19 protein-coding genes and 3 pseudogenes are annotated in these 20,114 nt (G+C 74.4%); 15 read left to right on the top strand and 7 right to left on the bottom strand.

The annotated features are described in order from the left end of the window. The first annotated feature begins 77 nt into the window (after nt 1–77). The 3 genes from EAO70_RS27115 to EAO70_RS27105 all read left to right on the top strand — a co-directional run bounded on the left by EAO70_RS27115 (nt 78) and on the right by EAO70_RS27105 (nt 3,236). The gene (locus tag EAO70_RS27115) at nt 78–1,385 is read left to right on the top strand and encodes an alpha/beta fold hydrolase (RefSeq protein WP_148005527.1); all 1,308 of its coding nucleotides are present in this window, start codon (nt 78–80) and stop codon (nt 1,383–1,385) included. A 169-nt stretch (nt 1,386–1,554) separates the two neighbouring features. Continuing rightward, the gene (locus EAO70_RS27110) at nt 1,555–2,487 is read left to right on the top strand and encodes an SIS domain-containing protein (RefSeq protein WP_148005526.1); all 933 of its coding nucleotides are present in this window, start codon (nt 1,555–1,557) and stop codon (nt 2,485–2,487) included. Then, the gene (locus EAO70_RS27105) at nt 2,484–3,236 is read left to right on the top strand and encodes a PIG-L deacetylase family protein (RefSeq protein WP_148005525.1); all 753 of its coding nucleotides are present in this window, start codon (nt 2,484–2,486) and stop codon (nt 3,234–3,236) included. Before EAO70_RS27110 ends, EAO70_RS27105 begins: the two co-directional genes overlap by 4 nt. A gap of 210 nt (nt 3,237–3,446) precedes the next feature. Here EAO70_RS27105 and EAO70_RS27100 read toward each other — a convergent pair whose 3' ends face one another. Both EAO70_RS27100 and EAO70_RS27095 read right to left on the bottom strand, forming a co-directional pair. Continuing rightward, a complete protein-coding gene (locus EAO70_RS27100; protein WP_148005524.1) occupies nt 3,447–4,226 on the bottom strand; it encodes a VOC family protein in 780 nt (259 codons plus the stop codon). A gap of 252 nt (nt 4,227–4,478) precedes the next feature. Continuing rightward, on the bottom strand, nt 4,479–5,435 hold the full coding sequence (locus EAO70_RS27095; protein WP_148005523.1) for an NAD(P)/FAD-dependent oxidoreductase: 957 nt from the start codon (nt 5,433–5,435) through the stop codon (nt 4,479–4,481). 66 nt (nt 5,436–5,501) lie between these two features. Here EAO70_RS27095 and EAO70_RS27090 point away from each other — a divergent pair, with 66 nt between their 5' ends. The 8 genes and pseudogenes from EAO70_RS27090 to EAO70_RS27055 form a co-directional block, all read left to right on the top strand. Then, nucleotides 5,502–6,092, top strand: a complete 591-nt coding sequence (locus tag EAO70_RS27090; protein ID WP_148005522.1) for a helix-turn-helix domain-containing protein — start codon at nt 5,502–5,504, stop codon at nt 6,090–6,092. A 68-nt stretch (nt 6,093–6,160) separates the two neighbouring features. Then, the gene (locus EAO70_RS27085) at nt 6,161–7,129 is read left to right on the top strand and encodes an NADPH:quinone oxidoreductase family protein (protein WP_148005521.1); all 969 of its coding nucleotides are present in this window, start codon (nt 6,161–6,163) and stop codon (nt 7,127–7,129) included. Beyond that, complete coding sequence (locus tag EAO70_RS27080; protein WP_148005520.1) at nt 7,126–8,307, top strand: acyl-CoA dehydrogenase family protein; 1,182 nt, start codon at nt 7,126–7,128, stop codon at nt 8,305–8,307. The genes EAO70_RS27085 and EAO70_RS27080 overlap by 4 nt, the downstream gene beginning before the upstream one ends. Continuing rightward, nucleotides 8,304–9,410: an acyl-CoA dehydrogenase family protein gene (locus tag EAO70_RS27075; protein ID WP_148005519.1), complete on the top strand. Its 1,107-nt coding sequence runs from the start codon at nt 8,304–8,306 to the stop codon at nt 9,408–9,410. The genes EAO70_RS27080 and EAO70_RS27075 overlap by 4 nt, the downstream gene beginning before the upstream one ends. A gap of 124 nt (nt 9,411–9,534) precedes the next feature. After that, nucleotides 9,535–11,151 carry an ABC transporter substrate-binding protein gene (locus tag EAO70_RS27070; protein WP_148005518.1) on the top strand — a complete coding sequence of 539 codons (1,617 nt, stop codon included), beginning with the start codon at nt 9,535–9,537 and terminating at the stop codon, nt 11,149–11,151. Next, the gene (locus tag EAO70_RS27065; RefSeq protein WP_148005517.1) at nt 11,148–12,140 is read left to right on the top strand and encodes an ABC transporter permease; all 993 of its coding nucleotides are present in this window, start codon (nt 11,148–11,150) and stop codon (nt 12,138–12,140) included. The genes EAO70_RS27070 and EAO70_RS27065 overlap by 4 nt, the downstream gene beginning before the upstream one ends. Then, nucleotides 12,133–12,969 (top strand): ABC transporter permease, encoded by an 837-nt coding sequence (locus EAO70_RS27060; protein ID WP_148005516.1) that lies wholly within the window; start codon nt 12,133–12,135, stop codon nt 12,967–12,969. Before EAO70_RS27065 ends, EAO70_RS27060 begins: the two co-directional genes overlap by 8 nt. Nucleotides 12,970–12,980: 11 nt before the next feature. Beyond that, nucleotides 12,981–13,684, top strand: a pseudogene (locus tag EAO70_RS27055) (ATP-binding cassette domain-containing protein); the annotation flags it as partial. Here the strand turns inward: EAO70_RS27055 and EAO70_RS27050 are convergent. Then, a pseudogene (locus EAO70_RS27050) lies at nt 13,675–13,954 on the bottom strand (acyl-CoA dehydrogenase family protein); the annotation flags it as partial. The pseudogenes EAO70_RS27055 and EAO70_RS27050 overlap by 10 nt on opposite strands. Between EAO70_RS27050 and EAO70_RS27045 the strand changes: the two are divergent. The 4 genes and pseudogenes from EAO70_RS27045 to EAO70_RS27035 all read left to right on the top strand — a co-directional run. Beyond that, nucleotides 13,902–14,348: pseudogene (locus EAO70_RS27045) on the top strand (ATP-binding cassette domain-containing protein); the annotation flags it as partial. The pseudogenes EAO70_RS27050 and EAO70_RS27045 overlap by 53 nt on opposite strands. After that, nucleotides 14,345–14,986 (top strand): hypothetical protein, encoded by a 642-nt coding sequence (locus EAO70_RS38165; protein WP_187284060.1) that lies wholly within the window; start codon nt 14,345–14,347, stop codon nt 14,984–14,986. The pseudogene EAO70_RS27045 and the gene EAO70_RS38165, both read left to right, overlap by 4 nt. A gap of 120 nt (nt 14,987–15,106) precedes the next feature. After that, on the top strand, nt 15,107–15,301 hold the full coding sequence (locus EAO70_RS27040) for a hypothetical protein (protein WP_148005515.1): 195 nt from the start codon (nt 15,107–15,109) through the stop codon (nt 15,299–15,301). 116 nt (nt 15,302–15,417) lie between these two features. After that, complete coding sequence (locus EAO70_RS27035) at nt 15,418–17,004, top strand: hypothetical protein (protein WP_148005514.1); 1,587 nt, start codon at nt 15,418–15,420, stop codon at nt 17,002–17,004. Between the two features lie 57 nt (nt 17,005–17,061). On the opposite strand, the gene EAO70_RS27030 is transcribed toward EAO70_RS27035, so the two are convergent. The 4 genes from EAO70_RS27030 to EAO70_RS27015 all read right to left on the bottom strand — a co-directional run bounded on the left by EAO70_RS27030 (nt 17,062) and on the right by EAO70_RS27015 (nt 20,042). Next, nucleotides 17,062–17,859 (bottom strand): VOC family protein, encoded by a 798-nt coding sequence (locus EAO70_RS27030; protein WP_148005513.1) that lies wholly within the window; start codon nt 17,857–17,859, stop codon nt 17,062–17,064. Nucleotides 17,860–17,980: 121 nt separating this feature from the next. After that, on the bottom strand, nt 17,981–18,481 hold the full coding sequence (locus tag EAO70_RS27025; protein WP_148005512.1) for a nucleotide triphosphate diphosphatase NUDT15: 501 nt from the start codon (nt 18,479–18,481) through the stop codon (nt 17,981–17,983). Between the two features lie 62 nt (nt 18,482–18,543). Further along, nucleotides 18,544–19,485: a universal stress protein gene (locus EAO70_RS27020; RefSeq protein WP_148005511.1), complete on the bottom strand. Its 942-nt coding sequence runs from the start codon at nt 19,483–19,485 to the stop codon at nt 18,544–18,546. A gap of 155 nt (nt 19,486–19,640) precedes the next feature. Beyond that, on the bottom strand, nt 19,641–20,042 hold the full coding sequence (locus EAO70_RS27015) for a DUF5997 family protein (protein ID WP_148005510.1): 402 nt from the start codon (nt 20,040–20,042) through the stop codon (nt 19,641–19,643). Nucleotides 20,043–20,114: the final 72 nt, after the last annotated feature.

The raw sequence follows: 20,114 nt of genomic DNA, 5'->3' as shown, positions 1-20,114 counted from the left end.
ACGCCCCTCCTGCGGTGCGCCCCCGCCGTGTGATCCACTGTCCCGGCGGGGGCGTACCGAACAGGAGCAGCAGCAGCGTGACCACCTACCGGCAGCCCGGACTCGTCCTCACCGACCACCGCTTCCCCGTCCCCCTCGACCACGGCCACCCCGACGGCGAGCGGATCGAGGTCTTCGGCCGTGAGGTCGTCGCGAGCGGCCACGCCGGCGCGGGCCGCGAGCAACTCCCCTGGCTGGTCTACCTGGAGGGCGGACCCGGCTTCGGCGCCCGCCGGTTCATCGGACCGCAGGCATGGCTCGGCCGCGCCGTGCGGGAGTTCCGCGTCCTCCTCCTCGACCAGCGGGGCACCGGCCGCTCCACCCCCGCCAACCGCCAGACCCTGCCGCTCCGCGGCACCCCGGCCGAACAGGCCGACTACCTCGCCCACTTCCGCGCCGACTCGATCGTCGCGGACTGCGAACTCATCCGCCACCGGCTCACCGGCGGCGCCCCGTGGACCGTCCTGGGCCAGAGCTTCGGCGGGTTCTGCGCCACCCACTACCTCTCGGCCGCGCCCCACGGCCTGGAGCGGGTCCTGATCACCGGCGGCCTGCCCGCCCTCTCCGCCACCGCCGACGAGGTCTACCGCGCGGCCTACCCCCGCATCCTGCGCAAGAACGAGGCCCACTACGCCCGCCACCCCCAGGACGCCGAACGGGCCCGCGCCGTCCTCGCCCACCTCCTCGACCACGAGGTCGTGCTGCCCGGCGGGGGCCTGCTCACCCCCGAGGCCTTCCAGTCCCTCGGCATCCTGCTCGGCTCCGGGGAAGGCACCCACCAGCTCCATCTCCTCCTGGAGGGCGCGTTCGTCCCCACCCCGGGGGGGCCCGCGCTCGCCGACGCCTTCCTGGAGCAGGTGCAGGCCCACCTGTCGTACGCCGGGCATCCTCTCTACGCCGTGCTCCACGAGGCCATCTACGCCCAGGGCCAGGGCCCCACCGACTGGGCGGCCGAGCGGATCCGCGCCGAGTACCCGGAGTTCGACGCCCGCGCCGCGCTCCACGAGGGACGGCCGCCGCTCTTCACCGGGGAGACCGTCCACCCCTGGCACTTCACCACCGACCCCGCCCTGCGGCCGCTCCGCGAGACCGCGGAACTCCTCGCCGCCCGTACCGACTGGGCCCCGCTGTACGACCCCGAGCGCCTCGCCGACAACCGGGTCCCGGTGGCCGCGGCCGTCTACCACGACGACATGTACGTGGACACCGGCCACTCCCTGGCCACCGCGCGTGCGATCCGCGGGCTGCGCACCTGGGTGACGGACGAGTTCGAGCACGACGGGGTCCGCGCCGGGGGCCCGCGCGTCCTCGACCGGCTGCTCGCCCTGTCCCGCGACGAACTCTGACGGGCGGGGACGAGGCGGCCCGGGAGGCCGCGGGGCGGGGGAGCGCGGTCGTCCACGCCGTACGAAAAGTCCAAGGGGTGGGCTCCCCCGGTCATGGAGTGCTCCCGCCGGATGCCGGTACAACTCGGTCCGGGCCCCGCGAGGGGACCGCCGAGGAGAGGACCCGGACATGAGCACCCACGTCAGCGCGGAGATCGCCGGCCAGCCCGACTGCTGGCGCCGCGCCGCCGAGATCGCCGACCGCGACGCCGGCCTGCGGCCGGCCCGCGGCGAGCGGGTGGCGGTGGTCGGCTGCGGCACCTCCTACTTCATCGCCCGTGCCTACGCGGCCCTGCGGGAGTCCCTCGGCGCGGGCGAGACGGACGCCTTCCCCGCCTCCGACGCCACCCCGCTGGGCCGCGGCTACGACCGGATCGTGGCCCTCACCCGCTCCGGCACCACCACGGAGGTCGTCCAGCTGCTTGCCGGAGCGGCGGGGCGCATCCCCTCCCTCGTCCTCACCGGCGTGCCCGGCAGCCCCGCCGGACAGCTCGCCGACCGGGTCGTCGACCTCGGCTTCGCCGACGAACGGTCCGTCGTCCAGACCCGGTTCGCCACCACCGCCCTCCAACTCCTGCGCGCCGGGCTCGGGGTGGACCTCGGGCCCGCCGTCGCCGACGCCGAACTCGTCCTCTACGAACGGCTGCCCGCGGCCTGGGAGAGGCGCGGCCAGTTCACCTTCCTGGGCAGCGGCTGGACCGTGGGACTCGCCGACGAGGCGGCCCTCAAGCTGCGCGAGGTGGCCCGCGTCTGGACGGAGTCGTACGCGGCGATGGAGTACCGGCACGGCCCGATCAGCATCAGCGACCGGTCCAGCCTCGTGTGGTGCCTCGGCCCGGCCCCCTCGGGGCTCAAGGACGAAGTGGAGTCCACGGGAGCCCTGTTCGCGGCCGACGCCATCGACCCGGTCGCCGCGCTCGTCCGGGCCCAGCGGCTCGCGGTCGCGCTCGCGGTGCGCCGCGGGCTCAACCCGGACCGGCCCCGGAACGTCTCGCGCTCGGTGATCCTTTCCGGAGCGTTCCGCCCGACGGCGTCGGAGGCGGCCCGTATTCTGCGGTCATGACCGGAACCGACGTCACGGACCTCGCGGAGATGCCCGGCGACTGGCAGCGCGCCCTCGCCGTGGTCGCCCACCCCGACGACCTGGAGTACGGCTGCGCGGCTGCCGTCGCCGCCTGGACGGACGCAGGCAAGGAGGTGGTCTACGTCCTCGCGACCCGCGGCGAGGCGGGCATCGACACGATCGCCCCGGACACCTGCGGGCCGCTGCGCGAGCGGGAGCAGCGGGACAGCGCCGCGGTCGTCGGTGTCGAGACGGTGGAGTTCCTCGACCACCGGGACGGGGTCGTCGAGTACGGGCTCGGGCTGCGCCGGGACATCGCGGCGGCGATCCGCAGGCACCGCCCCGAGCTCGTCGTCACGCTGAACCACCGCGACACCTGGGGCGGCGGCCCCGGCGCCCCCTGGAACACCCCCGACCACGTGGCGGTCGGCCGGGCCACCCTCGACGCGGCGGGAGACGCGGGCAACCGCTGGATCTTCCCCGAGCTGACCGAACAGGGCCTGGAGCCGTGGAACGGGGTGCGCTGGGTGGCGGTCGCGGCGTCCAGCACCCCGACCCACGCGGTCGACGCGGCCCCGGGCCTGGACCGCGCGATCCGCTCGCTGCTCTGCCACCGCGCGTACATCGAGGTGCTGACGGACCAGGACCCGGAGGAGTACGTCCGGTCCTTCCTCACCGAGACGACGAGCCGCGCGTCCGACCGCTTCGGCGGCCGCCCCGCCGTCGCCTTCGAACTCTTCGGACGCTGAGGGGCGCTGAGGGACGCCGAGGGGGCGCCGACCGGGCCGCGACGGGACGGGGGTGCGGGGCCCTCTGCCGTCAGGGACGACGTGTCAGTACGCGGGTGGTGCTGCCGTCGTCCTCGGTGAGGTCCCGGACGTGCGCGAACCCGATCCGGGCCAGCAGGTTCAGCGAGGCCGGGCCATCGACTTTCGCCGGTGGGGGAGCGGTGCCGCCGGTCAGCCCATCGGGGCGGGCTTCAGCACCGCGAACGGGGCGCCGAAGGGGTCGGCCAGCCAGGCGACGCGGCCGACGCCCGGGATGTCGGTCGCGGGCATCAGGACCGAACCGCCGTGGGCCAGGGCGGCCGTGACGGTCGCGTCGGCGTCCGCGACGTCGAAGTACACGATCCAGCGGGGGCCCCGCCGCATGTCGTGGAGTTCGGCCGCGCCGCCGAAGGTGGCGTCCTGCTGGTCTCCCTCCGCCGTCGAGAGGACCCGGTACCGCATGCCGGGCGCGTCCATCTCCGCCGACCGCCAGCCGAACAGGGTCCGGTAGAAGGCGAGGGTGCCCTCCGGGTCCTCGGTGTGCAGCTCCACCCAGACGAGGGTGTCGGTCGCCGAGGTGCGGTCGAGGCCCTGGATCGTCCCGGGCTGCCAGATCGCGAACCGGGCGCCGCCGGGGTCGGTGAGGGCGCCGGCCCGGCCCGTCTCCATGATGTCCGTCGGCGCGAGGCGCACGGCACCGCCCGCCGACTCGGCGTCCTTCGCCGTGGCGTCCGCGTCCGGGGTCTGGAAGTACACCGTCCACGCGCTGGACGCGCCCTGCTCCGTGAGCGGCCCGAGCGCGGCGACCGTCCCGCCGTCCCGCTGGAAGAAGCCGTAGTCGCCGGCGCCGGGGCCCGCCGAGCGGAACTCCCAGCCGAAGACGGCGGTGTAGAAGGCGGCGGCCGCCTCCGTGTCGGGGCTGCCGAGGTCGATCCAGCAGGGGGAGCCCTTGGTGAACCGCGTACCGATCATGGGAGCCGTCCCGTTCCTTCCGTGTGCCGTCGTCCGTGAGCCGTGAGCCGTGAGCCGTGAGCCGTGAGCCGTGAGCCGTGAGCCGTGAGCCGTGGGCTGTGTGGTGTGTGCGTTGTCCACGATCCGTCGTCCGTGCGCCGGGCGCCGCGTGTGTCGTCCGTGCGCCGTGGACCGTCGGCCTTGCGCCGCTTCGGGCCACCGCGACCGATCCTCGTCCGTCGGCCCCGGTGGCGCAGCCCCAGCGGCGACGGTTCATCCGACCGGCCGACCGGCCGCCCTCTCCTCCAGGTCGCCGAAGACGAGCTCGTTGTTCAGCGCGACCGCGGCCCGGTAGCCCCGGCTCACCGCGTTGACCACCTGCTCCTGCGGCCCGGTGACGTTCCCGGCGGCCCAGACGCCCGGCACGCTCGTCCGCCCCACCTCGTCCACCGCCACGAACTCCCCGAAGGGGGTCTCGCGCAGCTCCGCGCCGAGCTGCCGCAGCACGCCGTCCCGCGCCGCCAGCCGGGAGGCCGCCGCGAAGACCACCGAGCGGGCCACGGTCCGCCCGCCGGCGAGCCGTACCCCGGTCAGCCGGTCGTCCGCCACCGCGAGGCCCACCACCTCGCCGCGCTCGATCCGGACGCCCGCCGCGTCCAGCAGGGCCGCCTCGTGCTCCGTGGGCTCGGCCGCGGTGTGCAGGAACAGGGTCACGTCCTTCGACCAGTGGGCCACCATCAGCGCCTGGTGCGCGGGCATCGTCGGATGCGCGATCACCCCGAAGGCCTCGTCGCGGACCTCCCAGCCGTGGCAGTAGGGGCAGTGCAGGACGTCCCGGCCCCACCGCCCGGCGAGTCCGTCGATCGGGGGCAGCTCGTCGACGAGCCCGGTGGTGACGACGAGCCGCCGTGCGCGGACCGGGTCCCCGTCCGCCAGGGTGAGGACGAACCCGCCGTCCCCGTCCGGTGCCGCGCCCGTCACCTCGCCGACCCGCAGCCCGACCCCGTACCCGGCGATCTCGGCCCGCCCGGCGGCGAGGTAGTCGGCCGGGTTCATGCCGTCCCGGGACAGGACGCCCTGCATGTGCGCGCTGGGCGCGTTGCGCGGCGCACCGGCGTCGACCACCAGGGTCCGACGGCGTGCCCGGCCCAGGACCAGGGCGGCGCTCAGCCCCGCCGCGCCTCCGCCGACCACCACGGCCTCGTACGTGTTCTCCAGGTGTGCGTTCATGGGCCGAGCGTCACCCGGCCCCCTCGGAAGAGCAAGGCAGCTTGCCGTTTCTGCAAAACTGGACGTATGACCGAAGACGATCGCATCGACGCCGTGCTCCACGAGGTCGGCCCCCGGCTCCGTGGGCTCCGCCGCGACCGCGGGGTGACCCTGGCCGAGCTCTCCGCGGACACCGGGATCTCCGTGAGCACCCTCTCCCGGCTGGAGTCGGGGCAGCGCAAGCCCAGTCTCGAACTGCTCCTTCCGCTCGCCCGCGCCCACCAGGTCGCCCTCGACGAGCTGGTGGGCGCCCCGGCGACGGGCGACCCCCGGATCCGGTCCCGGCCGATCGTGCGGCACGGCCGGACGATGTACCCGCTCACCCGTCAGCCCGGGGGCCTCCAGGCGTACAAGGTCATCCAGGAGAAGCCGCAGCAGGAGGAGCCGGAGCCGCGCGTCCACGAGGGCTACGAGTGGCTGTACGTGCTCTCCGGGCGGCTGCGGCTCGTCCTCGGGGACCACGACGTGGTGCTCGGCCCCGGTGAGGCCGCGGAGTTCGACACGCGCGTCCCGCACTGGTTCGGCCCGACGCCGGAGGGGCCGGTGGAGTTCCTGAGTCTGTACGGGCCGCAGGGGGAGCGGATGCACGTCCGGGCCCGCCCCAAGAAGTCCGGCTGAGCGGTTCCCCTCGAATCAAGCGACCGCTTAGTATGCAACCGACCGCTCGGTACGGAGGAGGCTTCCGGATGCAGGCATGGCGTGTGTACGAGAACGGGGAACCGCGCGAGGTGATGCGCCGCGAGGAGGTGCCCCCGCCCACGCCCGGCGACGGCCAGGTCCTCCTCAAGGTCCGCGCCGCGAACGTCAACTTCCCCGACGCGCTGCTCTGCCGCGGTCACTACCAGATCCGCCCCCCGCTGCCCTTCACCCCCGGCGTGGAGGTCTGCGCCGAGACCGAGGACGGCCGCCGGGTCATCACCACCGCCGCGCTCCCGCACGGCGGCTTCGCCGACCACGTCCTGGCCGACGCGCGCGGACTGCTCCCCGCCCCCGAGTCGCTCGACGACGCCGAGGCCGCCGCGCTCCACATCGGCTACCAGACCGGCTGGTTCGGCCTGCACCGCCGCGCCGCCCTCCAGGAGGGCGAGACCCTGCTGGTGCACGCGGCGGCCGGCGGCGTCGGCAGCGCCGCCGTGCAGCTCGGCAAGGCCGCGGGCGCCACCGTCATCGGGGTCGTCGGCGGACCGGAGAAGGCCGCCGTCGCCCGCGCGCTGGGCTGCGACGTGGTGATCGACCGGCGTTCCGAGGACGTCGTCGCCGCGGTCAAGGCCGCGACCGGCGGCCGCGGCGCCGACGTGGTCTACGACCCGGTGGGCGGCGACGCCTACCAGCAGTCCGCCAAGTGCGTCGCCTTCGAGGGCCGCATCGTGATCGTCGGCTTCGCCAGCGGCACGATCCCGGCACCCGCCCTCAACCACGCCCTGGTGAAGAACTACGCCGTCCTCGGCCTCCACTGGGGCCTCTACGCGGCGAAGGACCCCGCCTCCATCGGCCGCTGCCACGAGACCCTCACCGGCTACGCGGCCAAGGGACTCATCAAGCCCCTCATCGGCGAACGCGTCCCGTTCGCCGGCGCGGCCGACGCCGTGCAGCGGGTCGCCGACGGCACCACCACCGGCCGCCTGGTCGTCCTCCCGGAAGGAGTCCGCGCATGACCGACGCCGAGGAACTCCTCGTCCGCACCCGGAAGCTGCTGGCCGAGCACCCGCCCGCCACCACCGACCGCACCGACTTCCTGCGCGCCCGCTTCGACGCCGGCCTCGCCTGGGTGCACTACCCCGTCGGCCTCGGCGGACTCGACGCGCCCCGGGCGCTCCAGACCGTCGTCGACGCCGAACTCGCCGCCGCCGGAGCCCCCGACAACGACCCGCGCAAGATCGGCATCGGCCTCGGCATGGCCGCCCCCACCGTCCTCGCCCACGGCACCGACGAGGTCAGGCGCCGCTTCCTCCGCCCGCTCTGGGTCGGCGAGGAGGTCTGGTGCCAGCTGTTCAGCGAGCCCGGTGCCGGATCCGACCTCGCCGCCCTCGCCACCCGGGCCGTCCGGGACGGCGAGGACTGGGTGGTGGACGGCCAGAAGGTGTGGACGTCCAGCGCCCACACCGCCCGCTGGGCCATTCTCATCGCCCGCACCGACCCGGACGCGCCCAAGCACCGGGGCATCACCTACTTCGTCTGCGACATGACCGACCCCGGCGTCGAGGTCCGGCCGCTGCGCCAGATCACCGGCGAGGCCGAGTTCAACGAGGTCTTCCTCACCGGCGTCCGCATCCCCGACGCCCACCGCCTCGGCGAGGTCGGCGACGGCTGGCGGGTCGCCCAGACCACCCTCATGAACGAGCGGGTCTCCATCGGCGGCGCCCGCATCCCCCGCGAGGGCGGCATGATCGGGAAGGTCGCCGCGACCTGGCGCGAGCGCCCCGAGCTGCGCACCCACGAACTGCACCGGCGCCTCCTCGACCACTGGGTCGAGGCCGAGGTCGCCCGGCTCGCCGGGGAGCGGCTCCGCCAGCAGCTCGTCGCGGGCCGGCCCGGCCCCGAGGGCAGCGCCATGAAGCTCGCCTTCGCCCGCCTCAACCAGGCCATCAGCGGCCTGGAGGTCGAACTCCTCGGTGACGAGGGCCTGCTGTACGGCGAGTGGGAGATGCGCCGCCCCGAACTCGTGGACTTCACAGGCCGCGACGCGGGCTACCGCTACCTGCGCTCCAAGGGCAACTCGATCGAGGGCGGCACCAGCGAGGTGCTGCTCAACATCGTCGCCGAGCGGGTCCTCGGCCTGCCGCCCGAGCCCCGCAACGACAAGGACGTCGCCTGGAAGGACCTCGCCCGATGACGGAATCGCCCGAACCGACGCAGCAGCCGCTCGACCTGCTCTACTCGGAGACCGAGGACGACCTGCGGGCCGCCGTCCGCGCGCTGCTCGCCGACCGGGCCGGGCACCAGACCCTCCTCGGCCGGATCGAGACGGACAGCCCCTACGTCCCCGGCCTGTGGAAGTCCCTGGCCGGTGACATGGGCGCCGCCGGGCTGCTCGTCCCGGAGAAGCTCGGCGGCCAGGGCGCGAGCCACCGCGAGGCCGCCGTCGTCCTGGAGGAGCTGGGCCGCGCGGTGACCCCGCTGCCGTACCTCACGAGCGCGGTCGTGGCCACCGAGACCCTGCTGGCCCTGGCGGGGGAGAGCGACGCGGCGGCCGGACTGCTCGCGGAGCTGGCCGCCGGCCGGACGGTCGCGGTCCTCGCGGTACCGCTGCCGACGGCGCCCGGGGCGGAGCTCCCGTCCGGCGGCCGGGTCCCGGCCGTCGCCGACGCCCTCGCCGCCGACGTCTTCCTGGTCCTGTCCGCCGACGGGCTGTCCGCGGTCCCCGCCGGCGAGGCGACCGTCGAGCCGCAGACCCCGCTCGACCTCACGCGCCCGCTGTCCGCGGTCACCGCCCCGGCGGGATCCGGCACCCGGCTCGCCGGCCCCGACGCGGCCAGGACGGCGCTCGGCCGGGGGCTGCTCGCCGGGGCGGGACTCCTCGCCTCGGAGCAGCTGGGGCTCGCCGAGTGGTGCCTGGAGGAGACCGTCCGGTACACCCGCGAGCGCCACCAGTTCAACCGGCCGGTCGGCTCCTTCCAGGCCCTCAAGCACCGCATGGCCCAGCTGTGGCTGGAGCTCGTCGGCGCGAGGGCGGCGGCCCGCGCCGCCGCCGACGCCCTCGCCACCGGCGGCCCGGACGCCCCGCTGCTGGTGGCCGTCGCCCAGGCGTACTGCTCGCGGGTCGCCGTCCGGGCGGCCGAGGAGTGCGTGCAGCTGCACGGCGGGATCGGGATGACCTGGGAGCACCCGGCCCATCTGGCGCTCAAGCGGGCCAAGGCGGACCAGATCGCCCTCGGCTCCACAGGTCGCCACCAGGACACCGTCGCCGCCCTGGTGGACCTGGCGCCGCCCGCGTAGCGCACCGGACCGCACCGCGCCCTCGGCCCCGGTAAGGGGCCGAGGCGTCCCCACCCCTTTACATACTGTTTAATTGCAACCTGTTCGCAAAAACAGTTGATCTCCAAAAAGGGGTGTGGACACGATGACCGCCCGATTCCTCCGCGGCACGGCCGCCGCGTCGCTCGCGGGGGCCGTGGCCCTCACCGCGGCGGCCTGCACGAACCCCGGCGCCCCCGCCGGGGCCTCCGGCGGACCCAAGGACTCCGCGGTCGTCGGCATCGCCTACGAGCCCGAGACCCTCAGCCCCCTCCTCGGCTACGGCAAGGACGGCAACTCCAAGATCTTCGACGGTCTCCTCGCCTTCGACGCCGGCATGAAGCTGCGCCCGGCCCTCGCCACCGCGCTGCCGCGCGTCACCGACGGCGGGCTCACCTACACGTACACCCTCCGCGACGGGGTCACCTTCAGCGACGGCGCCCCCTTCACCGCCAAGGACGTCGTCTTCACCTACCGGACGATCCTCGACCCGAAGACGAACAACCCCTCGCGCACCGAACTCGACGCCCTCAAGAGCGTCGAGGCCGTCGGCGACGACACCGTCGTCTTCCGCCTCAAGTACCCCTACGCGCCCTTCGCCGAGCGCACCGTCCACGCCATCGCCCCCGAGCACGTCGCCGCGAAGCAGGACGTCAACACCGGCGCCTTCACCAGCAAGCCCATAGGCACCGGCCCGTACGTGCTCACCGGCTGGTCCAAGGGCGAGAAGCTCAGCTTCAAGGCCAACCCGACCTACTGGAACGGCGCCCCCGCGGTGAAGCGGTTCACCATGGCGATCATCAAGGACGACGACGTCCGCGCCACCCGGCTCCGCGCCGGCGACCTCGACGCCGCCATCCTCCCGCCGAACCTCGCCGCCGGCTTCAAGGGCGACAAGGCGAAGAAGACCTGGACGGCGAAGACGTACGACTACCGCACGGTCACCCTGCCCACCCACCACCCCGTCGCCGGCGACACCGCCGTGCGCCGCGCCCTCGACCTCGCCGTCGACCGGCAGGCCATGGTCGACAAGATCCTCGAAGGGGCCGGGAAGCCCGCCTACGGGCCCGTCCCCACCGACAGCCCCTGGTTCACGAAGGGCACCGAGCGCCGCCACGACCTCGCCGGCGCCCAGAAGATCCTCGACGAGGCCGGCTGGAAGCCCGGCCCCGACGGCGTCCGCGTCAGGAACGGCGTCCGCGCCGCCTTCCCGCTCTGGTACCTCTCCGGCGACAAGCTCCGCCAGGACCACGCCCTCGCCTACGCCTCCGACGCCAAGAAGGCCGGCATCGCCCTGACCGCCCAGGCCGGCACCTGGGAGGTCATCGAGCCCCGGATGAAGACCGACGCCGTCCTCGCCGGCGGCGGCGCCCCCGGCGACCCCGACTTCGACCAGTACCTGCTCCTCAAGTCCAGCCTCGGCGGCGACGGCTTCAACAACATGGCCTGGTACGACAACAAGACCGTCGACCGCGCCCTCGACCAGGGCCGCCGCACCAACGTCCTCGCCGAGCGCCGCGCCGCGTACGACACCGTCCAGCGCGAACTCGTGAAGAACCCCGGCTACACCTTCCTCACCCACATCGACCACCTCTACGTCGTCGCCGACGCCTGGGACGGGCTCAGCACCCAGACCGAGCCGCACGACCACGGCCTCGCCTCCGGCCCCTGGTGGAACGTCGAGGACTGGAAGCCGAAGAACGCCGGGGACACGAAGAAGTGAGCCGCCGCCTCCCCTGGGGGGCCATGGCCCGGATGACGGGACGGCGCGCCCTGGCCGCCGTCCCCGTCCTCCTCGCCGTCACCTTCGCGGTGTTCGCCGTCGCGGAGGCCTCCCCGTTCGACCCCGTCAAGGCCTACGCCGGCACCGCCGGGCTCACCGCCTCACAGGAGAACCTCGACCAGCTCCGCGCCAACCTCGGCGTCGACCGGCCCCTCGTCACCCGCTGGTGGGAGTGGCTCACCTCGGCCCTCACCGGCGACCTCGGCGACTCCGCCGTCATGCGCCGCCCCGTGGCCGAGGTCGTCGGGGAGCGCCTCGGCTGGTCCGTGCTCCTCGCCGTCACCGCGTTCCTCGTGGCCATCGCCCTCGGCACCCTCCTCGGCGTCCTCGCCGGGCGCCGCCGCGGCGGCCTGATCGACCGGGCCGTCAGCTCCGTCGCCTACACCCTGGAAGCCGCACCCGCCTTCTGGCTCGGCCTCCTCGCCATCTGGTTCTTCGCCCTGAAGCTCGGCGCGCTGCCCGCCGGCGGACTCACCGACTCCGCCAGCGACACCGTCACCTTCGACCAGGTCGCCCGCCACCTCGTCCTGCCCGCACTCGTCCTCGGCGTCTCGCAACTGCCCTGGTTCTTCCTGTACGTCCGCCAGGGCGTCGGCGACGCCCTCGACGAGGACCCGGTCCGCGGCGCCCGCGCCCGCGGCCTGAGCGAGCGCACCGTCCTCACCGGCCACGCCCTCCGCTCCGGAATGCTGCCCATGCTCACCCTCGTCGGCTCCCGCGTCCCCGAGCTGATCACCGGAGCTCTGCTCGTGGAGACCGTGTTCAGCTGGCCCGGCATCGCGGCCGCCACCGTCACGGCCGCAACCTCCGTGGACTTCCCGCTGCTCGCCGCGCTCACGGTCCTCGCCACCGCCGCCGTCCTCCTCGGCAACCTGCTCTCCGACCTGCTCTACGGACTCGCCGACCCGAGGGTGGGCTTCGATGGCTGACCCGCGCACCCACCGCCTGCGGCTCTGGAGCTCCGCCCTCGTCGTCGGCGCGGTCCTCCTCGCCGTCCTGGTCGTCCCGCCGCTCGTCCAGCTCGACGAACAGGCCGTCGACCTCTCGCGCAAGCTCCTCCCGCCGTCCTGGGACCACCCCTTCGGCACCGACGACCTCGGCCGCGACCTGCTCCTGCGCTGCGTCTACGGCCTGCGGGTCTCGCTGCTCGTCGGACTGGTCGCCGCGCTCGTGGCCACCGTCGTCGGCACCGCCGTCGGCGCGGCCGCCGGCGCCCTCGGCGGCTGGGCCGACCGCACCCTCATGCGGATCGTCGACGCCTTCTCCTCCGTGCCGCACCTGCTCCTCGGCATCTTCGTGGTCGCCCTCTTCCGGCCCGGCGTCTGGCCCGTGATCGCCTCCGTGGCCGTCACCCACTGGCTCTCCACCGCCCGCATCGTGCGCTCCGAGGTCCTCTCCCTGCGCACCCGGCCCTTCGTCGAGGCGGCGATCTCCGGCGGCGCCACCCGCTGGCGCGTCACGCTGCGGCACCTGCTGCCCGCGGTCCTTCCGCAGGCGGGACTCGCCGCCGTCCTGATGGTCCCGCACGCCATGTGGCACGAGTCCGCCCTGTCCTTCCTCGGCCTCGGACTCCCCAGCCACCAGGCGAGCCTGGGCAACCTCGTCCAGAACGCGCGCTCGTCGCTCCTCGCCGGACACGGCTGGCCCACGCTCTTCCCCGGACTGCTGCTCATCGTCCCCACGCTCGCCATCGCCGGCCTCGCCGGCGTCTGGCGCGACCGCCTCAACCCGCGCCGCCGATCGGAGCTCATGCTGTGACCGCAGAGAACGTGCTCCGTGCCCTCCAGGCCGTCTCCGCCGAACGGGCCGAGGACGCGGTCCTCAGCGTCCGCGACCTGAGCGTCCGCTTCCGGCTGCGCGGCGGCCGCACCGTCGAAGCCGTCGACGGCACCGGCTTCGACCTCGGCGCGGGGGAGTGCCTCGCCCTGGTCGGCGAGAGCGGCTGCGGCAAGTCCGTACTGGCCTCCGCCCTCCTCGGACTGCTCCCCGCCAACGCCGAGACCTCCGGTACGGCCCTGCTCGCCGGACTTGGAGGCGCCGCGGCCACCGACCTGCTCGCGGCCGACGAGAAGACCCTCGCCCGCACCGTACGGGGCCGCCGCGTCGGGCTCGTACCGCAGAGCCCCGCCGCCCACCTCACCCCCGTCCGCACCGTACGGTGCGGGCCCAGCTGGAGGAGACCGTCCGCGCCCTCACCGGCACCCCCCGCCGGGCACGCCGGAAGGTCGCCGAGGACGCCGCGGAGCGGACCGCCTTCCCGGCCGGCCACCTCGACCGCCATCCGCACGAACTGTCCGGTGGACTCGCCCAGCGCGCCGCCACCGCCCTCGCCCTCGTCGGCGACGCACGGCTGCTGCTCGCCGACGAGCCGACCACCGGCCTCGACCGCGACCTCGTCGACCGCACGGTGGACGAACTGCGCCGCCACGCCGACGACGGCCGCGCCCTCCTCCTCATCACCCACGACCTGGCACCAGACCTCCTCGCCGACCCAGAGCGGGCGGAGGAAGCGGCGCCTGACCTCGTCGGTGCCGTGGGCGAGGACGGTGGGGGCGGCCATGCCGAGGCCGATGCCGATCTTGCGCGGGTCGTTGTCGGGGGCTCCGGCGGCGGCGAGTTCGGCGTCGACGACGGTCTGGAGCGCCCGGGGCGCGTCGAGTCCGCCGAGGCCGACGGGGTAGTGCACCCCCGCCGTCGGCGTCGTGTTCCAGCAGCCCCGCACCGCCGCCGACCCCCGCCTCACCCTCGCCGACCTCCTCGTCGAGCCGCTCCGGGCCACCGGCCGGCGCGCCGAGGCGGCCGCCCGCCTCGCCGAACTCGCCCCCGCCGTCGGCCTCACCCCCGACCTGCTCGGCCGCCGTCCGCACGAGGTCAGCGACGGCCAGCTCCAACGCGCCTGCCTGGGACGGGCACTGGCCCTGCGCCCCCGCTGGCTGATCTGCGACGAGATGACCGCGATGCTCGACGCCTCCACCACGGCCGCCCTGGTCGGCGCCGTCGAGGCCTACCGCGCCGACACCGGCGCCGGCCTCCTCGCCGTCGGCCACGACCGCGTCCTGCTCGACCGCTGGTGCGACCGTACGGTGGAGTGGCGGGACTGCCTGCCCGCCGGAGGAGAGCCCGTGACCAGCCGATGACATCCCCGGCCGACCCGGCCCCGTGGCGGCCCGTCGCCGAGGACGACGCCCTCGACGGGCTGCGCGCCGCCCTCGCCGAGGCCGGCTGCGGGTTCGAGCCCCGGGGCGGGTACGAGGACCACTGCTGGATCCTCCACGCGATCCACGACGGTCCGGTACGGCTCCGCTGGGACGAGGTGCTGTCCCGGGCGGGCCGTAGCCTGGAGGCCTGGCCCGGCACCCTGTCGTACCTGGTCTTCGAGGACGTACCGGGGACGGAGCACCTCGAAGGTCCCGACCCGGCGGAGCTGGACCGCGCCTCCCTGGCCCGTCTCGTCGAGCACCTGATCCGCGGCGGCCCCCGCGGAGCGGACACCCCCTGCGGGTCGGCCCAGGCCGGCGCGGCGACGCCGCTCGGCGGATCGACGGTCGCCCGGCGCGGCCGGCTCGGTGACGCGCTCGCCCACCACGACGCCGGGCCCGACTTCCACTTCCCCGCCACCTGGTGGGCCGCCGACGGCGGCTGGCTCGTCCTCACCGACCTGGACCTCAGCGCCACCGAGGTCTTCGGCGACGCGGCGCTGATCGCGGGAATCCTGGCCGACCCGGAGCTCGACGCGGTGCGACGGCCGACCATCGCCGAGACCTTCGCCGGCTGAACCCGAGCCGAATCTCACCCGGATGGCCGCCCCGCCATACGCCCGGACGGACCGCCCATTCCGCCACACTGTCCGCCGAACGCCGCAATTCCGGTGCGGCGACGGAGGGACGTGAACGCGATGGCCGTTTCCATTTCTGTCGTGGTGCTGCTGCTGGTGCTGGCCGTGATCTTCCTGCGCAACGGCGGACTCAAGGTCACCCACGCACTCGTCTGCGCCCTGCTGGGCTTCTTCCTCGCCGGCACCAGCATGGCGCCGACCATCCACAACGGGGTCGCCGCCACCGCCAACATGGTCTCCAGCCTCAACCCGTGATCGTTTCCACGGCATGAACGACCCGTGAAACACAGGGCAGTTGCATGTACATCTCACGCACTCGGGCCTAGCGTCGGCCACCGGCGCGACAGTTGCCGGCAACCCGAGGAGCCGCATTGGCCACGCACCCGCCCCGAAGACGAGCCCGCGCGCTCACCCTGATCGCGCTCGCCGCCGCCCTCCTGGTGGGCTCCGTCCCCGCCGCCCAGGCCCAGGAGATCCCCCTCGGCCTCGGCCACCGCCTCGTGGACCACTACGAGGGCGCCCCCGCCACCGCAAGGCCCGCACCGGGCAGAAGCCCCGCCCAGCACCCGTACCTCGCTCCCAACGGCCGCAGCGGCATGCACGCCGACGGAGCGGGCAGCGGCACCCACCCCTACCCGGGCCCGCTCGGCCGCGCACCCCGGGTGGACAGCGAGAAGATCGCCCCCGTCGGCGGCGAGTGCGCCACCGTCACCTTCGACTCCGGCGGCCGTCTCGTCACGGTCTGCGGCACCTTCAGCGGTTTCCTGCTGAAGCTGCTCGATCCGGCCACCCTGGACACCCTCGCCGAGTACAAGCTGCCGCAGCGCTCCTCCACCGTCGAGGCCATCACCCGCCTCGACTTCGAGAAGATCTTCAAGGACACCTCCGGCGGCGCCTACTTCTACCTCGACGACCGGGACCGCGTCGTCCTCGCCGACTCCCGCCAGCACATCCAGCGCATCGCCCACCGCCAGAAGCCCGACGGCACCTGGGAGTTCGTCGTCGAGGACGACTGGGACCTCACCCCGCTCGTCCCGCACGACTGCGTCGGCTGGACCAACCTCTTCCCCAGCGGCGTCTGTGACCCGGTGACCTCCGTCATGCCGGACTGGGACGGCCGCGTCTGGTGGGTCACCCGCCTCGGCCGGGTCGGCACCGTCGACCCCGCCACCGGCGCGCTGCGCGCCGTCCGCCTCGCCGGCGAGGAGATCCAGAACTCCTTCTCCGTCGCCGAGGACGGCGTCTCCCTCGTCACCGACCACGCCCTGTACAGCTTCGAGGCCGACGCCGACGGCGTCCCGCGGGTGCGCTGGCGCGAGGCGTACGACCGGGGGACCGGCACCAAGCCCGGTTCCGTCAACCAGGGTTCGGGCACCACACCCGACCTCTTCGGGCCGCACGACGAGTACGTCGCCATCACCGACAACGCCGACGACCGGATGAACGTCCTGGTCTACCGCAGGGGCGCCGACGTCCCCGCGGGCGAGCGTCTCGTCTGCAAGGTCCCGGTGTTCGGGTCCGGCGCGTCCACCACCGACAACTCCCTGATCAGCTGGGGCAACAGCCTGGTCGTCGAGAACAACTACGGCTACGAGAACCCCGGTACGCTCCTCCTCGGCCGCAGCGTCGTCGGCGGCGCCACCCGCATCGACGTCCGCGCCGACGGCAGCGGCTGCGACACCGTCTGGGAGAGCGACGTCCGCTCGCCCTCCACCGTCCCCAAGCTCTCCACGGCCAACGGACTGCTCTACTTCTACGAGAAGCGCCCGAACTCCTGGGGCATCGACGCCTGGTACCTCACGGCCGTGGACTTCCGCACCGGGAACCGCGTCTTCAGCCGCTTCACCGGCACGGGCCTCGCCTACGACAACAACTGGGCGCCGATCACCCTCGGCCCCGACGGCACCGCGTACGTCGGTGTCTTCAACGGCATCGTCGCGGTCCGCGACACCGCCTGACGGCAAGGGGCCGTCCCCGGACCGGTGTCCGGGGACGGCCCCTGCCTCCCGCCTTGCTCAGACCATCTCGGGCATCTCCCCGACGGTGGTCCGGACGTCGATCACGGCGAACGCGGCCCCTTGCGGGTCCAGGATCGCCGCGAAGCGGCCGAACGGGCTGTCCATCGGCCCGAACACCTTCCGCCCGTTGAGGCGCTCGGCCGCCTCGACCGCCTTGTCGCAGTTGTCGACGGCGAAGTACACCTGGATGTACGAGGGGACCTCCGGCGGGAAGTCCTCCGCCGTCATCTCCATGCGGCCCAGCAGCGGGTCCCCGCCGAGGTCGAAGACCCGGTAGTCCATGTCCGGATCCTGCATCTTCTTCGAGCGGAAGCCGAAGACCGTCGCGTAGAAGGCATCGGCCTTCGCCGGCTCACGGGTGAAGACCTCGGCCCAGATGTAGGAACCGGTCTCCCCCTCCAGCTCGAAGCCCTCGTGCCGCCCCGCCTGCCAGACGCCGAACACGGCCCCCGTCGGGTCCTGCGCGAGGCACATCGACCCGAAGTCGCCGACCTGCATCGGCTCCATCAGCACCGTGCCGCCGGCCGCCCTGACCTTCTCCGCCGTGGCGGCGGCGTCGGGCGAGGCGAAGTACAGACACCAGGCCGACTGACCCTGCCCGTCGTCCCCCGGCATCGGCGGGACGACGGCCGCGACCGCCTTCCCGTTCCGATACGCCTGGGTGTAGTTGCCGAATTCCGAGGAGGACTCGCCGAAGGTCCAGCCGAGTACGTCGCCGTAGAACGTCTTGGCGAGCTCGACGTCCTTGAACATCGCATCGGCCCAGACGGGCGTGCCTTCAGGTCGTACGGCCATGACGATGACTCCCGTTTCCGCTTCGACGACGTGGTCCTGTGAGCCACGCTAGTCACGCTCGCCCCGCCCCGCGCGGTGACACGACGCGACCGGGCTCCGCACCCCGGGCGGCCGGCGGGGATCAGCCCGGCAGCCGGCCCAGCGCGTACCGGTGGAACGGTCCGTCCGGCAGCCGCAGCTCCGGCCGCCACAGCCGCAGCACCTGCGCCGACGGCACGAACAGCGCCTCCGGCAGCCGGGCGGGGTCCGTCCACTCCCAGCGTTCGATCGACTCCGGCTCGGCGACGGCCGGCACGCCCCGGAAGGCGCGCACCGCCGTCGCCGCGGTCAGCCGGGTCGCCCGCGACGAGGTGAGGGAGTCCAGGACCAGTCCGATGACCTCCACGTCCGCCGCCTCCGCGACGAGCGTCGTCTCCTCGGCCAGCTCGCGGACCGCCGCCTCCTCCAGGGACTCGCCCGGGTCGACCTTCCCGCCCGGCAGCTCCCACACCCCGGAGCGGTGCAGCCCGAGCAGCACCCGGCCCGTCTCGTCGGTCACCACGACCCCCGCGCCGAGCGAGGCCTGGGCGGCGGGCGGCTGGACATTGCGGCGGGCGGCTGCGGCCCGTTCGACGGCACTCATGGCACCCCTTCTACCAGCGGCGTTCCCCGCGCCACAACGCGGTGGCCGAGCCCCCGGCCCCGTCAGGGCCGGGACGCCGGGGGCACCACGGCGACCGGGCAGTGGGCGTGGTGCAGCACCGCGTGGGCGACCGAGCCGAGGAGCAGCGAGCCGAACCGGTGCCGGTGATGACGGCCCACGACCAGCAGGCCCGCGTCCCGCGACCCCTCCACGAGCACGCCCGCCGCGTCCGCCGGCACCACCGAGGGGACCAGCTCGACCTCCGGCCGACGGGCGGCGAAGGGCCGCAGCCGCTCCGCCTGCTCCCGCTCCGCCTCCCGTACGAACCGCTCCGCCGTGTCCGCGAGGGGCAGCTGCGGGGGCATCTGGAGCGCCGGGGCCGGAGCCACCACGGGGCTGCCCGGCTGCGGAGGCAGCCGGACGGCCGTCACGGCCGCCAGCGGCACCCCCCGGTGGTGCGCCGCCTCGAACGCGAAGGCCACCACCTCGTCCGGCGTCTCCTCCGGGTGCAGGCCGAGCAGCACCCGGCCGGCCGCCGCCCCGCTCCCCAGGGCGGCCGTGCGCGCCTCGTGCGGGACGACGACGAGCGGGCAGGGCGCGGTCGCGGCGAGGGTGCGGCTGGTGGAGCCGAGGAGCAGGCTCGCGAAGCCGCCGTGCCCGCGGGAGCCCGTCACCAGCAGCCGGGCGCCCCGGGCGGCGGAGGGCAGGGCGTCGGTCACGGAGCCGTCGAGCGTCTCGTACCGGACGGGCAGGGGGTGCCCGCGCTCCTCCACGACCGTCCGCACGGCCGCCGTGACGGTGTCGGGGATCTCGGGGGAGGGGCCGAGGGAGGCGATCCGGGCGGCCCCGAGCTGGAGGGCGTCGGACCGGACATGGGCCACGACCAGCGGCGCCACCAGCTGTTCGGCGGCGCTCAGGGCCCAGGTCAGGGCCCGGAGGCTGTGCTCGGACCCGTCGACGCCGACGACGACGGGCGGCTCGGACGCGGTGTGCGTGTCACTCATGGGGCCATGACTCCCGCGGCCGGGCGCGCGCCACACCGGTCAGGCCCCGCGCGTCCCGCCGGGCGGGGAGCCGACGACGGACCGGTCGGGCGGCGATACGACGACGGACCGGCGCCGACGGCGTGGCCGTCGGCACCGGCCCGGAGGCGGAACGATCAGGCGCCCTGGGCGCGGCGGGCCGCCCGCTCGGCGTCGCGCTCCTTGATGCGGACGGTCTCCTTGCGGACCTCCGCCTGCGTGGCGCGCTCCTTCTGGAGCCACTCGGGGAGCTCCTGCCGGAGCTCCTCGATCTGCTCGGTCGTGAGCGGGTCGGTGATGCCGCCGCGGGCGAGGCCGGCGATGGAGATGCCGAGCCGCTGCGCGACCACGGGGCGGGGGTGCGGGCCGTTCTTCCGCAGCTCCTGGAGCCAGGCCGGGGGATCGGTCTGGAGCTCGTTCAGCTCGCTGCGCGAGACGACACCCTCCTGGAACTCTGCGGGGGTGGCCTCGAGGTACACACCCAGCTTCTTCGCCGCGGTGGCGGGCTTCATCGTCTGGGTGCTCTGGTGCGACGTCATGGTGTCAAGGGTATCGAGCGTGCGGCCGAGTTCCGACCACGGCAGCTACCGGTAACCTGGCGGGGTGACAGG

Source organism: Streptomyces sp. adm13(2018) (assembly GCF_008042145.1).
GTDB lineage: Bacteria > Actinomycetota > Actinomycetes > Streptomycetales > Streptomycetaceae > Streptomyces.
Note: the sequence above shows the minus strand (reverse complement) of the source record. Positions and strands in the feature narration are given on the sequence as shown.

Bases quoted from the DNA above. Each gene is read 5' to 3' on its own strand.
- EAO70_RS27110 (WP_148005526.1), top strand. From the start codon at position 1,555: ATGAGCACCCACGTCAGCGCGGAGATCGCCGGCCAGCCCGACTGCTGG.
- EAO70_RS27105 (WP_148005525.1), top strand. From the start codon at position 2,484: ATGACCGGAACCGACGTCACGGACCTCGCGGAGATGCCCGGCGACTGG.
- EAO70_RS27100 (WP_148005524.1), bottom strand. From the start codon at position 4,226: ATGATCGGTACGCGGTTCACCAAGGGCTCCCCCTGCTGGATCGACCTC.
- EAO70_RS27095 (WP_148005523.1), bottom strand. From the start codon at position 5,435: ATGAACGCACACCTGGAGAACACGTACGAGGCCGTGGTGGTCGGCGGA.
- EAO70_RS27090 (WP_148005522.1), top strand. From the start codon at position 5,502: ATGACCGAAGACGATCGCATCGACGCCGTGCTCCACGAGGTCGGCCCC.
- EAO70_RS27085 (WP_148005521.1), top strand. From the start codon at position 6,161: ATGCAGGCATGGCGTGTGTACGAGAACGGGGAACCGCGCGAGGTGATG.
- EAO70_RS27080 (WP_148005520.1), top strand. From the start codon at position 7,126: ATGACCGACGCCGAGGAACTCCTCGTCCGCACCCGGAAGCTGCTGGCC.
- EAO70_RS27075 (WP_148005519.1), top strand. From the start codon at position 8,304: ATGACGGAATCGCCCGAACCGACGCAGCAGCCGCTCGACCTGCTCTAC.
- EAO70_RS27070 (WP_148005518.1), top strand. From the start codon at position 9,535: ATGACCGCCCGATTCCTCCGCGGCACGGCCGCCGCGTCGCTCGCGGGG.
- EAO70_RS27060 (WP_148005516.1), top strand. From the start codon at position 12,133: ATGGCTGACCCGCGCACCCACCGCCTGCGGCTCTGGAGCTCCGCCCTC.
- EAO70_RS38165 (WP_187284060.1), top strand. From the start codon at position 14,345: ATGACATCCCCGGCCGACCCGGCCCCGTGGCGGCCCGTCGCCGAGGAC.
- EAO70_RS27040 (WP_148005515.1), top strand. From the start codon at position 15,107: ATGGCCGTTTCCATTTCTGTCGTGGTGCTGCTGCTGGTGCTGGCCGTG.
- EAO70_RS27030 (WP_148005513.1), bottom strand. From the start codon at position 17,859: ATGGCCGTACGACCTGAAGGCACGCCCGTCTGGGCCGATGCGATGTTC.
- EAO70_RS27025 (WP_148005512.1), bottom strand. From the start codon at position 18,481: ATGAGTGCCGTCGAACGGGCCGCAGCCGCCCGCCGCAATGTCCAGCCG.
- EAO70_RS27020 (WP_148005511.1), bottom strand. From the start codon at position 19,485: ATGAGTGACACGCACACCGCGTCCGAGCCGCCCGTCGTCGTCGGCGTC.
- EAO70_RS27015 (WP_148005510.1), bottom strand. From the start codon at position 20,042: ATGACGTCGCACCAGAGCACCCAGACGATGAAGCCCGCCACCGCGGCG.